We start from the raw sequence: 15,177 nt of genomic DNA on the forward strand, positions 1-15,177 counted from the left end.
GGCCGGTTGTGTGGTTTATGCGACGCTTACATTATCTTGGCCGGTTGGCCGGTTGTGTGGTTTATGCGACGCTTACAATGAAAGTCATAATTTGTTCCGTTCATTGTTGATAATAAAAGAGTACGACCGCTAGCCGAAACTGGTAGTCCTTGCAAATGCATTCTGTAGAGGTCATTTCTATTACTCTACAAAGAGTTTTGACGATTTAATATACGCTGAGTAAATTAACATTCAGAACAAAGAAAACCTAACCTGCTTTCACAGCTCTATCCCTTTAGGAATCTAATTAGCAACATTTGACCCTAGATAGATAGCCACTTATCTTGTTCTCGATGACATGGAAGCGACAGGTCCGGCTCAAAATATTGCTCTCCGATTAGAGCAATAACTTCATTGCAGCCGTTGATATCAGAGTTCAACATGCCAACTAGATAGCCGAAACTCTAACGAGCTTTACAGATAGTAAAGATTTGCTTTGAATAACGTGCAAAGGTGCTCAACGGAACTTGATTCTTCTTCAATGAGATGCCTGGCAACACTTCTTTAAATGCTTTACGTAAAGCTTTTTCCTCAATCTGCCACAATGTGCAAATTAACTTCAAAGATAATTCTCCGTCATTGCGTACCATTTGATTCGATGCTAAAGATGCCTTTAGCACTTTAGAAAATTTGTATCCAGAAGGATTGTTGATAACAAAACGATAGGGAGAGATGGCATTTCCAGTAGTTAGTTTTGAAAGCCGATCGTCCAATTGATCCGCTAACAGCTGAATACTACGCTGACCATCGTGCATTAAATGAATGGCCTTAGATTGTAAGGCAGCATATTCATATAGGTTACTCTTTCGCAGATCCATAACTGCTTTCATGTTGCCATTTTCGACCAGTCTTAGATAAGGCTTAAGTTGCTCGGTTTCCATTAACAGGACATCCAGTTGTTCTGTAATTGAAATGTCTTTGCGTTCCATAGTCTTAGCTATCAATTCAGAGAATGGGTCTTGGCTCGCAACGGAGTTTATTTTGCTAATAACTTGAGAGTTACAGTCAACGCATGTTCTTCTAAATAGCGAGGAAATTCTTATTGGACGGGCACACGTATCACATATATTTGTTAAGGCGACCCCATGCTTGTGGCAACTTACATATTTTTTAAAGTCCCAAAGAGTCCTCACGTAGGGATTTTCAGCAAAACAAAGCGCACAGAACTTTTGAAATTGAAGGTCGAACAATATCTTAAAACGGTCGTTCCACTCGCGTTTATTGAAAAGACCTCTTGCCGCTTTTTCAAAACTACTTGTGCCATTGTCGCCCCGGTTTCTCGTCCGTGAGGAAACCGAATCAGAACGACTCAACAAAGTCGACACATCAGAAATAGTTCGATGGTTCTGAATAGCAAGTCTATAAAGAAAGCTCTCCTGCGACTCGTCATTATGTGGGTTTGGACGAACCAGTAACTTATCGATCATATTTTCAGGCACTTCCTTATGGCGTTACTTCATTGAACAGCAGCAACCGGCACATCTCGACATTAACTCACCTTGGCCATTAAACTACGACTTCTCAGCCTATCAGTCGGTACAGCCGCAGTGTTTAGCGGATTACTGTCGTACGGAACCCCAATCTCATCCTTAGAGGCTTCAAACAACTGTTCTATTGTGATATTTGATGTGTCCTCATAAATAGCGAGTTGTGCAGCGGGCCTGATTACTCGCTCCATGAGGTATGAAATCCTCCCCTGCGACGCCAACAACAACCTAACAGCGATTTCACGATCAGCGAGACCGCTTAATTTATCGAACGGCAGTTTGTTGTCCAAGCTATGCAGAAGCGCAAGCCAGTCATCGAAATTCTCACCGCTATAAAAGCTAACGTCGAACCTTATCGGGAATCTTGTTTCAACCTCGCTATCGAGTTCCATTAACTTCTTACATTCGGCCTCTAATCCGACCAAAACTACTAACCGCTTAGTATCGTTGATTATTGTTTTTATCCATGTGGCGGCTCTAAGCATTTCACTCTTGGAGCCTTCCTTAAATGCGTTATGCAACTCATCGATAATTATCACTTCAACACCAGTTTTCTCCGCCAGCCCTTTAAATGCCGCGTTCAGCTCTGCCGTCGTCTCGTTACTTCTCCTCGGCGGATCACCAAGCTTGTTAAGTATCGCTTTAGGTGCCGCTTTTGGGTTCTTATCATTGGGAAGAGAGACATAAAGCACAGGCACCGAGGTAATACTTCCGGCAGCGGTGACATTCTCTTTCTCCGGATACCTATCGCGATAATATTCAACTATTGCACTTTTGCCGGCTCCGGACGGTCCATAAATCAAAATATTTTTTGAACGGGACTCGAAACCTTTCAGCACAGCACTGTCGTGCTGGTGCTTTATTGCATTGAAAACCTCTGTGAATTTATCAGTAAAAACCAGAAGCCTTTCAACCTCAAGGTAGCGCGCTTTTTGTTCTTCATTTAGCGTTTGAATATCAAAGTACATTTATGACTCCAAATCTTTGGGCAGTGTCTTAATAACTGGTGTCTCATCTAATAAGCTACCCACGGTTTGATTCTTGCCTTTGGTTTTAGTCGCTTTAGGTGGTTGGAGCAACGATCCCGATTTTCCATCTCTACCTGCACCAGCTAACTGTGCTTGCTTAAAGCGTCTTGTGACTGATTTCGTTTCAAAAATGCTTGCTTCAATACGCTCATGAATCTCCGACCAAGCTTGAGCAATTGACTCATCATCGACTTTAGCTCGGATTTGCTGCCTTACATATTGCTTGGCCATTTCATGCTGTTTAACGCTTACACCTGAAGCAATAGTTTGATTTACGGCGTTTACTCGAAAGTATTCACCTTTGTCCTCATCAAGAACGTAAATATAACCAAGGTCATCACGATTAACTTTGATCCTGACTTTTTTAAAGCCTAACATTGATAGCCTTAGAAGTTCCTCCGAATCATAAATTAAGCCCTCGTTCATAATTCCTTTCTGACTAAGAGTCCGCACCTTGTTTTCACAAAGCATCAAGTCCAGCTTTCGCTCATCGATCATTCGAATACCTACAAACTGTTCATCTTCAGCCCAAGTTTCATTGGGAATACGTGTTGCAGTTGAATTTGGGGAGACTTGGTATATATCGACTATCCACTTGAGAAAATGGGCTCTTAGCTCTGAAAGCGTAATTACCGCATTCTTCTCCGAGTGATAGTCAGAGGACTCAGACATATTTGCGAAGACCTTTCCAGGAATATCGATTAGGAATTTTTTGTTCAATGTATTGAAAAAGGATTCTATAGACCCTTTGTTCCAAGGTTTACCTGCTGGATTCGCATTTCCCGATACTTGAAGTTCCAACAACGCGTCTTTAAGGAAATTACTCTCGAAGTCGCGACCTCGGTCATACGAAATACTTTTAAATACTCCTTTGCATGGCCAATCATTTTTTATTTCAGGATAGTCTTGAAGTAGCTTCCTCTTATCTGACACTGCCATCTTTATGGCTTTCGCAATACTAATGTAACTCGGGTCTTCAAATCCGATATAGAAGCCAAGAATTGACTTTGACTTCCAATCGATGATGCAGGTTATTCTGGGCCTTCCAAGAGGAATTCGTAATTTGTCATCAACCACAAATAAATCGACCGTAGTGTGATCTATTTCAACGCAGTCAAGAATGTAATCAACAGATTTAGATAAAGCACTTACCCGTGTAAGCCGATACTGCTTACTTGCTTGCTGTTTCCCTTTGTGGTGTAGCAGTTTTTCGTACTCGGAGAGAGTTTTCGCCCTTTTCGCAAACGATTGGTATGAAATAATTTCAATCTTGTTGGAGCTTGCTCGTTTAGCATTTTCCTGAATGAGATCGGTTTTGAAATACTCATAGGCTTTTGCGATTGTTGGCTTTTCTTTTTTTAATAAGGTGCTCAACGCATTTTTGATGTAGCTATCGATCTCGGTTGAGGTGCGCCGTGTCCTATTTCCTTTCCTACTGCTCTGATCTACTAGTCCTGTAATTCCTGAAGCTTCATACCATTTAACCCATCTAACAATAGTTCTCCAGCTGGGTGGATGCTCACCAATTTCCCTTGCCAACTCATCAACTATTGGAGCAATACGCTTTTCCGTCAACCCTTTCAAGTCAGCACTTCGAACCTTCTCGACATATCCTAACCTTCTCGCAGCAATTCTTTTATCATCATCGCTGAAAGATGCGAAATCTTTGGTTAAAGGCTTTTTTAATTGCTGTGAGCGCTCATCGAATGTTACGACACTAAAATCACCTAGAAAGATTTTTTCGTCAATAGCAGCCCTACTGACTGTCTGGGAATCTTGAATAAAAGGATCTTTTAGCACGAGGTGAGTTGAACCCACTTCGGTAATCTCTTTCCGCTTGTTATCTTTATCTATTAAGTATGTGCCTACCGAATAGTCGTTCATTTGCAGCTCTCACTTCAGACATATTTCCAAACGATTCAGAGTGAATATCGATAAACAACTCGCCTTCAAAGATAAGCTTGTAAATATCAATAATCTTAATAGGAAGTCGCTCAGTAAGATCGCCGATGCAGATAGCCTCATGCTTTTTAACTAAATTCAATAATTCGCGAGATAGGTCAGAAGTAAGGGGGCTATTGTGCTGAGCATCGAAGAGGTGTTTTAGGTTTGTGAACAGCGGGCGCTTTCGAATCGATTCATCAGTGATGATTTTAAAGCCATATCCATTAGCCCTCGCATATTCAGATATCAAATCCAGTAGTTCAAGTGTGTCCGATTCTAGATAGCGCGAGTCTTTGACCTCATAAAGGACTTGCTCACCATCATCAAAGGTTACAATAAAGTCCGCGGTATAATGATGAGCCTCTTCACCAACCATGTATCTTATAGGCTCTGGTTGGCTGTCGTAAGAAATCACACTATCATCCAGCTCAAATAAATAGCATGCATCGCGCTCAAGAATACTCTCTAAAAATATCATTCGTTGAGCAGGCTTCGTTGCAGGGAAACTGCAAACAGTAATCCCTTTCCTACTCTTCAGATTTCTTCTTTTCATAACATGCTCGCTAAATACAACTGACCATAAGTAAAGTTAGGCAACAAAGCTAATTTGTCAACTTTTGCTTTAAATTGTCAGCTTATGGCTTCAGTTTGTCATCTTATGGTTTAATAGCCATCAGCCAAATCGGCCATGTTACCTTTGCTTTCCAGCCAGGTACGGCGATCACCAGCGCGTTTTTTCGCTAACAGCATATCCATTAACTCTTCCATTACTTCGCCGTCATCAATGGTCAACTGGACTAACCGGCGGGTATTAGGATCCATGGTGGTTTCTCGTAGTGTCAGCGGGTTCATCTCGCCCAGACCTTTGAAACGCTGCACATTGACTTTGCCTTTGCGTTTCTCTGCTTCAATCCGATCCAGAATTCCCTGCTTTTCTGCTTCATCTAACGCATAAAACACTTCTTTGCCCACGTCGACACGATACAACGGCGGCATGGCTACAAAAATATGGCCATGCTCGACCAAAGGTCTGAAATGTTTCACAAACAATGCGCACAATAGGGTGGCAATGTGCAGACCGTCGGAATCGGCGTCAGCAAGAATACAAATTTTTCCATACCGCAACTTGTCTAAATCAACACTGTTTGGATCGACACCCACGGCAACAGAAATGTCATGAATTTCCTGCGAGCCTAAAATTTGCTCCGGGTCGACTTCCCAAGTATTTAAGATTTTTCCCCGCAACGGCATCACCGCCTGAAACTCGCGGTCGCGGGCTTGTTTAGCAGAGCCTCCGGCGGAGTCCCCTTCCACTAAAAACAATTCACTGCGGCCAGGTTCCTGGCTAGAACAGTCGGTGAGCTTGCCGGGCAGTGCCGGACCCTGAGTCACTTTTTTACGAACAACTTTTTTACTGGCTTTTAAGCGTCGCTGCGCGTTACTAATACAAACATCAGCTAAAAGTTCGGCTTGATCGGTATGCTCATTCAGCCACAGGCTAAAAGCGTCTTTTACCACACCGGAAACAAAACTGGCCGACTGACGGGATGACAAACGCTCTTTGGTCTGTCCGGCAAATTGCGGATCCTGCATTTTTGTCGACAGAATATAACTGCAACGTTCCCAGACATCGTCCGGTGTTAATTTAACACCTCTGGGTAATAAATTACGAAACTCACAGAACTCGCGCATGGCTTCCAACAAGCCCTGGCGCAGTCCATTAACGTGTGTACCGCCGAGCGTAGTAGGAATGAGGTTAACGTAACTTTCTGAAACCCCTTCTCCGCCTTCCGGTAGCCAGGTAACAGCCCAGTCAACGCCTTCAGTCTGAGAGCTAAAACTTCCATCAAACGGCATTTCCGGCAACGTCGGTACATCTTTTACCGCTTCCACCAGGTAATCGGTCAGACCGTCCTGATAAAACCAGGTATCTTCTGTGTCATCTATTTTATTGCGGAAGGTTATTTTAAGCCCTGGGCAAAGTACCGCCTTAGCTCGCAAAATATGTTTTAGCTTGGTAACCGAGAATTTTGCCGAATCGAAATATTGAGGGTCTGGCCAAAAGTGAACCCGGGTGCCGGTATTTCTCTTGCCTACGGTGCCGGTAACCTCCAGCTCGCTGACTTTATCACCGTTTTCATAGGCCATTTCATAAACCTGGCCGTCACGCTTAATAGTCAGTTCAACGCGCTTAGAAAGCGCATTAACAACTGAAATCCCCACACCGTGCAAACCACCGGAGAATTGATAGTTTTTATTTGAAAATTTACCGCCGGCGTGCAGTTTGCTCATAATCAGCTCAACGCCGGGAACCCCCTCTTCCGGGTGGATATCCACCGGCATTCCCCGTCCATCATCTGTCGTTTCGAGAGATTGATCGGGATGCAAAACAACAAGTAATGATTTAGCGTGCCCCGCCAGAGCTTCATCGACACTGTTATCTATAACTTCCTGACCCAAATGGTTAGGTCGAGAGGTGTCAGTGTACATACCGGGGCGGCGCTGAACCGGTTCCAGTCCGTTCAGCACCTCAATGGAGTCGGATTTATAGTCTGTCATGAGTCCCTGTTTTTATTATTGGCTCGATCCGCGAAAAGTGTGCCTCAATTTACCGCTAACTGGCGTCTATTTGAAGTAGTTAGGCATAAATTTCTGAACGGCTTCACTGAGTTTTGGTTGAATATGACCCTGCTTTCGACACAAGGTTAACCAGTCAGCCAAGAACTGATTAACCTGATGCTTTTCGTCCCGGTGTCGCATTTCGCGGTTAGGTTGTTGATAACGTGCCGCTAATCGGGTAACACCCTGACTGGATATGATCTCAGCCATACGCACATCATGGTATAATCTTACCGTCATTTTTGCCTGTAAGTAATCCGCCCAGTTTGGCTTCAGTTGTTCAATTTCTATATCTGAGGTGTAGCGCGATTCGCTAACGTTGCGTAAATTGAAAGCCAAGTTTTCGCCCGCGTAGAGCGTTACCTCAGCTTCAGATTCAAGCTGAGACAACAGCGGTAACAAGCCTGCATAATTTAGTTCAGTTAGCCGGTGCAGTTCCGCAACGTCGACAACATAGCGCTGTTGCATAATCAAACCTCAGTTTTGCTCCTGGTCAGAGAACATCTTATCACGATGTAATAGCAACCATTGTAACCCAATAACACTAGCAGCGTTGTTGATTTCTTCACGTTCGAGCATGTTAATAACTTCTGTTCTGGGTAAAACATGAACCCGGATATCTTCGTCTTCTTCAGGTAATCCGCCAAAACTAGCAGCCGATTGACTGTCGACTTCGGCAATATAAATAGTCAACTTTTCGTCGGTGCCACCCGGACTTGAATAATAGCTGGTCGCGTAGATTAAGCGCTTAGCTTTTAATCCTGCTTCTTCTTCTAATTCACGCGTAGCGACTTCCTCTGCACTCTCATCAGAGTCAAACATGCCCGCGACAAATTCAAACAACCAGGGGCCGTTTTTATCATCAAGCGCACCCACCCTGAACTGCTCCAGAACAACCAGCTCGTCGCGAATCGGGTCATAAGGAATAACCACAACAGCGTGCCCGCGCTCCATTAACTCCCTGTTTATCTCCGGACTCCAGTCACCAGAGAACAGCCGATGTTGTAAAGAATAGCGATAAACCGATAAAAAACCTTGATAAAGAGGTACCTTTTCCTTTACTTTCACATCATCTCGGTGAAAACGAATCGTCATACTTACTGTCCTTTCTTGGGGGTAATTAAAGACAAACATTCTGTTACACTTGAGCGAATTCTGAAACCATGTTTTTCTTAAACTATCTGCGCAAATCATTTACACTGGTAATCATTCAACACTGTATGTAAACTATGCGCAATCATTGAACAATTGCATGTCAAGTAACAGGAATCTGACTACCATGAAAAAGCATATTTTGTCGGCAGCTGTCGGTCTGGCATTGACCACAGCCTCTTTTACGTCAAATGCTGAAGATTTGGCTCAAATTTACCGTTTAGCCGTAGATAACGACCCGACCTTATTACGCGCTGCAGCAGAACGCAATGCCGCACAAAAAGGTATTGATATTGCCAAGTCAGGATTCCTGCCGCAAATTTCAGGTGAGGCAGGTTACACTGATTCAACCAGCGACTCTCCCGAGTTTGTAAACTCTGGCATCCAAGTTTTTGATAGTGACACTAAAGGCTGGCAAGCTGGCGTTACTCTGAATCAAAGCCTGTTTGACTGGAGTGTATGGAAAAACGCAGATATTGCTGAAAAACAAGCTTATCAGTCTGAAGTCGCCTACAGTAACGCCCAGCAAGATTTAATGCTTCGCGTTGTTAACGCTTATTTCCAGGCACTACAGGCTCGCGATGACTTATCCTTCGCGGAAGCAGAGAAAAAAGCGATTGAGCGTCAGCTTGAACAGACCAAACAACGTTTCTCCGTTGGGTTAACAGCTATTACCGACGTACACGAAGCGCAAGCTCAGTATGACAGCGCAGTTGCCCGTGAAATTCAGGCGCGTAATGCGGTAGAGATTGCACTGGAAGATATCCGTGAAATTACCGGTCAATACCCACAAACTCTGGCTGCACTGGATACTGAAACCTTTTCACCCAGTAGTCCGGCGCCGGACGATGTTCGTCAATGGGTAAAGAGAGCTGAAAACAGCAACCTGAGCCTACTAGAAAGTAAGGTGTTAGTGGATATTGCAGAGCAGCAAATTCAACTAAGCCAAAGCGGACATTACCCCACTGTCTCTTTACAGGCGAGTTACTCGACTCAAGATAACGAGCGCACTATCTCTAATGAAGACGGGCAACAGACAAATGATCTGCCACGCCTGGACAGTCGCTCTATTGGCATCAATGTCAGCGTACCCATTTTCTCAGGGTTTCGTACCTCATCTGAAGTTGCACAAGCGCGCGACAACTACGTTGCCAGCAGCCAGCAAATGGTACAGACTCGCCGCAATATTGAGCGCGAAGTGCGAAACGCTTACTACCAGGTAACCGCGTCTATTGCCAGCATCAATGCATTCCAGCAGTCAGTAGTATCTGCCGAGAGCGCATTAAAAGCTACTGAAGCGGGTTTCGAAGTGGGTACACGTACTATTGTAGACGTACTCGACAGCACCCGTAACCTGTATAACGCAAAACGTAACTTGTCAGAAGCGCGCTACGGCTATATTCGTCAAATTTTGACACTTGAACAAGCCGCTGGACAACTGCAGGAACAAGACCTGATCGCGATTAACAGCAGTCTTTCTGAAAACGTACAAGGCACTGCCGCAGACTAGTTGCGCAGGCCGTGGCACCGCCTGACTATTGGCGGTGCCTCATTTTAGAATTTTTATGTTACTATCCGCGGCAAATAGCGAATAATAAGCGACATCAGCTGTGATCGAACCTCCCAAATTTAAATTCTACTTTTTACATCCTAAGTTTTGGCTTACCTGGCTCGGTGTTTTCATCCTGTATAGCGTGTCATGGCTGCCTTATCGGCTACAGCTTGCCATGGGGCGCGGGTTGGGCTTGTTGTTTAAAAAACTCATGCCGCGCCGGGTGAATATAGCCCGTACCAACTTAAAGCTTTGCTTCCCGGAATATAGCAATGAGAAAATCGAGGCATTGCTAACCGAAAATATGAAAAATACCGGAATCGCATACTTTGAAGTTGGCATGGCCTGGTGGTGGCCGAACTGGCGAATTAAACGTAAGCTACACGTCCATGGCGAAGAGCACTTACGTAAGGCACAGGAGGATGGCAGCGGCGTACTGTTATTGCTCTTTCACTTCCTGAGCTTAGAAGTTCATGCCCGCTTACATGGCTTTGTCGAGCCAGCTGTAGGTCTTTACCGCCCACATAATAATGCGGTCATGGAGTTCTTACAAACCCGCGGCAGAGGGCGTTCAAACAAATATATGATCCAGCGTCGCGATGTTAAAGCGATGATGAGATCACTGACCGAAGGTGATATCGCCGGCTATCTTCCGGATCAGGATTATGGCCGTCGTCGCGTCGAGTTTGTTAAGTTCTTTGAAGTACCAGATGCTTCAACAACCTTGGGTACTATGCTTTTTGCCCGCAACCCGAACTGCAAAGTCATGGTAAGCCGTTGCGTCAGACGTGACGACGGAAGCGGTTACGATCTCTTTTACGAACCGCCGCTTGAAAATTTCCCCACGGGAGACAAGAAAGCGGATGCCGAACGCGTTAATGGTTTGGTGGAAGACGCCATTCTAAAAGCTCCGGCCCAGTACCTCTGGGTTCACCGCAGGTTTAAAACCCGCCCCGACCCTGACATGCCAAGCTACTACAAGTCATCTTCCAATAAATGATTCCAGCAATTGAGCACAGCCTGACGTTCGCTGTCCAGGTTGTGCTCCTCCAATAACTGCTCCCCCTGCAACGCCAGCGAATGACTCTCACAGCGGAAAATCTGAAAGGCGTTAATTAAATTCTGAGCGTCCACCTCTGTAAGTAGGTGTAACTGTTGCGCTTCAGTCAGAAGCCTGACGTTATCACTGTATTTGCATAGCTCCGGATATTGATGTGCGTAACGCAGAACCAGGTACTGAGTAATAAATTCAATATCAGCGATACCACCCGGGTCTTGTTTTAAGTCGAACTTCCGACTGTTTCTTTGGGTCAGATGCTCACGCATTTTTTCTCGCATACTAACGATATTCTGACGCAGTTCGTGTTCATCTCGTTGTTGAGAAAGAACACTCCGGCGTATATCCATAACCGTATCCCTTAAAGCCGGAACGCCGAATACAGGCCGCGCACGCACCAGTGCCTGCAACTCCCAGGTCCAGGCGTCGTCGCGCAAATAACGGGCAAAAGAGCCCACCTGCGTCACCAGTAAACCAGCCTGCCCTGACGGGCGCAAGCGTAAATCCACGTCATACAAAATGCCTGCAACGGTACGGGTAGTAAATAAATGCAGAATTCGTTGCGCCAGTCTTAAGTAAAACTGCTGAACTTCAATCGGTCGTTGACCGTCTGTCTGCCCCTGATAATTAGCATCCGTTACAAAAACGAGATCAAGATCGGAACCATAACCCAGCTCCTGCCCGCCTAGTTTCCCATATCCCAATACTGCGAATCCGGTATTATCGATACTGGTTCCCGCGGGCTTCCCATGTTTTTGAGTCAAATGTTGCCAGGCCAGACCGACCACTTGAGAAATAGTGGCTTCTGCCAGCGCACTCAAATGATCACTAACGTTCATCAGTTCCAAAACGCCACTGATATCCGCTGCAGCAATTTTCAGTTGCAGCGCCTGCTTAGCCTGACGCAACGCATCCATTTGAGTTTCCAGATCTTGTTCAGGAATACGTACAAGATATTCTCGTAGCACTGCCGCGTAGTCCTTTGACTCAGGTAGGCTGTATAGCTGCTGCGGGTCAATCAGTTCATCCAGAAGTATGGGGTGCAAAGCCAACTGTTCAGAGATCCATGGGCTCGCCATACACAATTTGCAAAGCTGCTCGCGGGCGCCGGGGTTTTCCGCCAGCAGTTCAATGTACGCCGTTCGGCTCATAACCGCTTTAATAATAGAAAGCAGCCTTTCCAGCAACCGCTCTGGATGCTGATGCTGAATAGCATGCCGGAGCATTATCGGCATTAACCTAGCTAATGCAGAACGCCCTCTTGGGCCCGAACTACGACGGCGGCTCTCCTGGCGAAAATTTTTAATTAGAGTCCATAATGCCTGAGGTTCGTCAACACCCTCGCTTTCTATAATTTCTATCGCGGCATCGTCATCCAGCATGTCTTGCCACAAAACCTGCAAGCCTTGTTCATCCTCGTCATCTTCAGACTCCGCGCCAACCACTTGCTGGAACTCAGCATGAATGCGCTCCATGCACTTGTCTATTTTTCTCTGCAAGGTTTCCCACTCAGGTTCATTCAGCATTGTGCACAACCGTGCGCGGCCAGTTTCATCGCTGGGTAATTGCTGAGTTTGCTGGTCATCAATTTGTTGCAGGCGGTGCTCAATAACCCGCAAATACTCGTAATCTTTTAATAGCTGACTAGCATGCTCCGAGCTTATCAAATCCAGTTCCACCAGGCCGTTCATGGCGATATAAACTGAACGTGTCTGCAGTGATTTTTCCTGCCCCCCGCGGATAAGCTGATGCGCCTGAACAATAAACTCAACTTCGCGAATCCCACCGGCACCCAGCTTGATGTTATTTTTAACGCCCTGTCGGCGGGTTTCCTGGGTAATCAAAAGCTTCATTTTACGCAGCGCTTCAATGGCGCCAAAATCAATATAGCGGCGGTAAACGAAAGGTCGTATCAACTGTTGAAATGCTTGCTCATACTGTTCATCAGCCCCTACCATGCGAGCTTTAACCATGGCGTAACGTTCCCAGTCCCGACCCTGCTCCTGATAGTAATGCTCCAGCGCATTCAAACTGGTTACCAGCGGACCCGACTGACCAAAAGGTCTTAACCGCATATCGACCCGGAACACTTGCCCGTCCGCAGTCGTCTCGTCAAGTAACCCAATCAGTGACTGCGCCAGCCGCTTATAGAAAACACCGTGCTCCAGATTACGTCCAGGCCCCTGAGTTTCACCTTGTTCAGGAAAAGCAAAAATAAGGTCAATATCGGAAGAGAAATTCAGCTCCTTTCCACCCAGCTTCCCCATTCCAATGACCAGCATTGGCATTAGCTGATCATTAGCATCTAGCGGTTTACCGTGACGTTGGACAAAACGTTCAAACAACCACTGCAGACTCTTATTGATTGCTGCATCAGCAAAGGTACTGTAGTGGTGCAAAGATTCTTTTAGCGACACTTGCTGCAGAATGTCGGCTGCTGCCAGCTTCGCCATCCAACAGTGCCGTAGCCTGCGGAGGCATTTTTTTGCGTCATCGTCATGCGTTATTTGATTTAACGACTCTGCTATACGGTCACCGTAGCTGTCAGCATCAACCAAACAAATACTCGTTCCACCGTCGTCAAAAAAGTCGGTTAAAAGATGCTCTGGGTAACTTTCAGCAACCCTGCCAAGAAAAGGACTAACAGCAAATAATGCCCGTAATCTTTGCTCCTGTTCAGCTGTGAGCTTAATATTCTCTGCAACCTCTTTAAAACGTTCCCAGGCTGTTTCAGTCTCGCTCATCAATTTATTGTCGGGAGTCAGCATAACCACCTTAATTTAACCAGTATGGTTCACGTTTCAGCGCAGCTTTACGCGAATATTCAAGAGCTTTTAGCAGGGACTCTCGCTGGACTTTTTGCCAGTCCATTAGTTTTTCATCCACTTCGTCGTCGCGGTCCCGAATACGCTCATGTAAAATATGCAATGCGGTAATCTCACGAATACCCCGGGCTAAATCCTGCCACGGCAGCCGGAAGCTTTCTCTCAAGTCAGCATCAAACAAATGTCCGAAGCAAGTTCCCATCAAAAGGCTGTTTTGCAAGGGTGTCAGCAACTTAAGATACCCTTCTTCACTGAGCTTTTCATGCTCAGAAAATGCCGTTTGCACCAGTTGCCAGTCGCTTTTCAAAAGTTGACTGCTCCAGGGTAAAACCGGCTGCTCCAGCTCCTCTGTCATTTCTTCTTTCAAGAGAAACTCTGACAATCCCAGTACGGTTTTTTGGTATGCCGCAGAATGCACCAGTTCAGCAACTTCATTCAGGCGAATAACATCCTCCTGACTGTTGACTAAAGATTCATACAATTTGCTGTAACGCTTAAGCGCGCGATGATAGGCACCATCTTCAGCGGTTAACTCATCCAGCCCTTCAAATCGCTTCAACCATTGCAGTTTTGCGGTTATTTGCGAGATGCCGGTCAGCAACCGTCGTTCACCAACCCCGTTCTCAATAAGTTGTTCCAACACAACCCGCACCATTTGCATACCGTCCGCCATTCCCTGTACCGCCCGGACACTGGGTTGGAAGTCCAGGCACGCTTCGTTGTGCTGCCAATGGCGCAAGCCCGATTCCAGCGACCGGTAAAGCGCCTGGCCCACATTTTGCTCAGAGTGGATTGGTACGTAGTGCATTTGTGTAAAAGGCTCCAGCAAGCTTTTTCCGGCCAGCAGATAGCCTCTTGCCGCTTTACTTAACGAGCCTACCCGCGCACCGGCTTTTTTCACCAGCTCCTGTGCCAGTCGATAAGCCTCTGTCAAGGAACCGCCCTGTAACTCCAGTTCAATCTCCGCTATTGGCTCTCGCTGCTCGCCCGACTCTATATATCCCTCATCAAGAACCATTTCGATAACACCTTCGCCGCTGGGAAGCCGCCAACGGGTTCGGGTGAAATCGGTAACGAACAAGGTGTCCAAATCACGCTGAATATCATAAACCGGAAAGTCCTCCGGCCATATTTCGTTATCAAACAAGGTTAAGTCGGGTTTGTCGCTATCAATGTCAATATTATACTCTGGCCTTTGGTGCATGCCGCCCATAACTCGACCAGCCAATTTCACTGTCTGCTCTTTATGATCTTTATCGCTACGTATCCGTAATCCAATATCGAACTGACGTAAACGTAAATCGGACGTGTCAAAATAAGCATTTTTGAGTTCAAACTGCTCTTTGCGGGGTTTTGCCTGATGAGAATCCGCCAACGACTGGCAGACTTCGAGCGCTTTTTCTCGCTGTTCTGGAGCAATCAGTAACTTGAGCTCAACTTCTTGTGACATAAATCGATTCCGATGCGTTTAATA

The 15,177-nt window shown here is 45.8% G+C and carries 11 protein-coding genes; 2 read left to right on the plus strand and 9 right to left on the minus strand.

Going from position 1 to position 15,177, the window contains the following annotated elements:
* Nucleotides 1–443: 443 nt before the first annotated feature.
* From ACP7H9_RS04205 to ACP7H9_RS04235, 7 genes are all read right to left on the minus strand, one after another.
* The gene (locus ACP7H9_RS04205; protein WP_439222209.1) at nt 444–1,466 is read right to left on the minus strand and encodes a TniQ family protein; all 1,023 of its coding nucleotides are present in this window, start codon (nt 1,464–1,466) and stop codon (nt 444–446) included.
* A gap of 62 nt (nt 1,467–1,528) precedes the next feature.
* The gene (locus tag ACP7H9_RS04210) at nt 1,529–2,494 is read right to left on the minus strand and encodes a TniB family NTP-binding protein (protein WP_439222210.1); all 966 of its coding nucleotides are present in this window, start codon (nt 2,492–2,494) and stop codon (nt 1,529–1,531) included.
* The gene (locus ACP7H9_RS04215) at nt 2,495–4,438 is read right to left on the minus strand and encodes a Mu transposase C-terminal domain-containing protein (protein WP_439222211.1); all 1,944 of its coding nucleotides are present in this window, start codon (nt 4,436–4,438) and stop codon (nt 2,495–2,497) included.
* Entirely contained in the window at nt 4,401–5,051 is a 651-nt protein-coding gene (locus ACP7H9_RS04220; protein WP_439222212.1) for a TnsA endonuclease N-terminal domain-containing protein, read from the minus strand. Before ACP7H9_RS04220 ends, ACP7H9_RS04215 begins: the two co-directional genes overlap by 38 nt.
* A gap of 110 nt (nt 5,052–5,161) precedes the next feature.
* Entirely contained in the window at nt 5,162–7,057 is a 1,896-nt protein-coding gene (parE, locus tag ACP7H9_RS04225; protein ID WP_439222214.1) for a DNA topoisomerase IV subunit B, read from the minus strand.
* A 66-nt stretch (nt 7,058–7,123) separates the two neighbouring features.
* A complete protein-coding gene (locus ACP7H9_RS04230) occupies nt 7,124–7,585 on the minus strand; it encodes a DUF1249 domain-containing protein (RefSeq protein WP_439222215.1) in 462 nt (153 codons plus the stop codon).
* 9 nt (nt 7,586–7,594) lie between these two features.
* Complete coding sequence (locus ACP7H9_RS04235; RefSeq protein ID WP_439222216.1) at nt 7,595–8,212, minus strand: NUDIX domain-containing protein; 618 nt, start codon at nt 8,210–8,212, stop codon at nt 7,595–7,597.
* 184 nt (nt 8,213–8,396) lie between these two features.
* Here ACP7H9_RS04235 and tolC point away from each other — a divergent pair, with 184 nt between their 5' ends.
* Both tolC and lpxL read left to right on the plus strand, forming a co-directional pair.
* On the plus strand, nt 8,397–9,779 hold the full coding sequence (gene tolC, locus ACP7H9_RS04240; protein WP_439222217.1) for an outer membrane channel protein TolC: 1,383 nt from the start codon (nt 8,397–8,399) through the stop codon (nt 9,777–9,779).
* Nucleotides 9,780–9,879: 100 nt separating this feature from the next.
* Nucleotides 9,880–10,821, plus strand: coding sequence for an LpxL/LpxP family Kdo(2)-lipid IV(A) lauroyl/palmitoleoyl acyltransferase (gene lpxL / locus ACP7H9_RS04245; RefSeq protein WP_034822497.1), 942 nt, complete (start codon nt 9,880–9,882; stop codon nt 10,819–10,821).
* Here lpxL and glnE read toward each other — a convergent pair.
* Nucleotides 10,797–13,646: a bifunctional [glutamate--ammonia ligase]-adenylyl-L-tyrosine phosphorylase/[glutamate--ammonia-ligase] adenylyltransferase gene (gene glnE, locus ACP7H9_RS04250; RefSeq protein ID WP_439222218.1), complete on the minus strand. Its 2,850-nt coding sequence runs from the start codon at nt 13,644–13,646 to the stop codon at nt 10,797–10,799. The two genes, lpxL and glnE, sit on opposite strands and share 25 nt — an antisense overlap.
* 7 nt (nt 13,647–13,653) lie before the next feature.
* The gene (locus tag ACP7H9_RS04255) at nt 13,654–15,153 is read right to left on the minus strand and encodes a CYTH domain-containing protein (protein ID WP_114982164.1); all 1,500 of its coding nucleotides are present in this window, start codon (nt 15,151–15,153) and stop codon (nt 13,654–13,656) included.
* Nucleotides 15,154–15,177 lie beyond the last annotated feature (24 nt).

This window comes from Idiomarina sp. ST20R2A10, from assembly GCF_051842345.1.
Lineage (GTDB): Bacteria > Pseudomonadota > Gammaproteobacteria > Enterobacterales > Alteromonadaceae > Idiomarina > Idiomarina loihiensis.